Annotated in this window: 1 protein-coding gene; it reads right to left on the reverse strand. The window is 68.2% G+C overall.

The features are described from left to right. Nucleotides 1-817: S-adenosylmethionine:tRNA ribosyltransferase-isomerase (locus NKJ73_RS34075; protein ID WP_352572772.1), on the reverse strand; the 817-nt coding region annotated here is incomplete at both ends.

Below are 817 nucleotides of genomic sequence, written 5' to 3' on the forward strand. Positions count from 1 at the left end.
GGAGGCCTTGGCGAGCAGAGCATCGTCGGCAAAGGCGCGCAGGAGCTCGAAATGGCTTTCGCCGGGCTGGTGGACGCCTGTGAGAATCGCATCGACCACGCGAAGCCGCGTGCCCCGCGCGATACGCCCTGTCGCAATGCCATTTCCGGCACGCACATTGCCGCCGGGATTGGCGGCTGCCTCAAGTGCGCGCACTACGCTCGTGCCGATCGCAATGATGCGGCTGCCGCGGAGCTTCGCCCGCGCGACCTGCGCCGCGGTGCGCCCAGGGATGCGGTATGGCTCGTCGAAGGGAAGGCGCGAGTCGAGCGCGGGATCGCCGGTGGAAGAGACGCCCGCAGCATGCGTGAGGGTTGCAAAGCCAACGTCGTGCCGACGCCAGGCTTGGAGCGTGCGCCAGTCGAGCGCGAAGCCTGCCGACGGCGCCTCGAACGCGACCGGCCCGGCGGCAATCTTCGTCCAAACATCCCACAGTGCCAACGGCTCGGGAACATGCGCGTATTGGATCGGCCGGCCGTAGTGCGCCAGTCCTGCAAGCACCGCTGCGCGGTTGCCTGGGAAGTGCAACTCGAGAAGGCGTGGATGGTCGAGAAGGCGCTCGACGACGGCGTCAAGCGAGCCGAGCCGGAGGCGATCGCCTGGTGACAGCGGAGGTGGAGGCAGCCGGTCTTCCGTGCGCGTGCGGTGATCGCCCGAGCCGAAGGCAATCGCCACGAAACGGGTTGGATCGGGAAGTGACAGCCAGCCCGCCAGGCGGATCTCGATCGCCTCACCGCTTGGGACATGCGTGCCGTGCAAGCTGGCAGGCAAGGTCGCG

Source organism: Mesorhizobium sp. M0074, from assembly GCF_040322975.1.
In the GTDB taxonomy this organism is placed as follows: domain Bacteria; phylum Pseudomonadota; class Alphaproteobacteria; order Rhizobiales; family Rhizobiaceae; genus Mesorhizobium.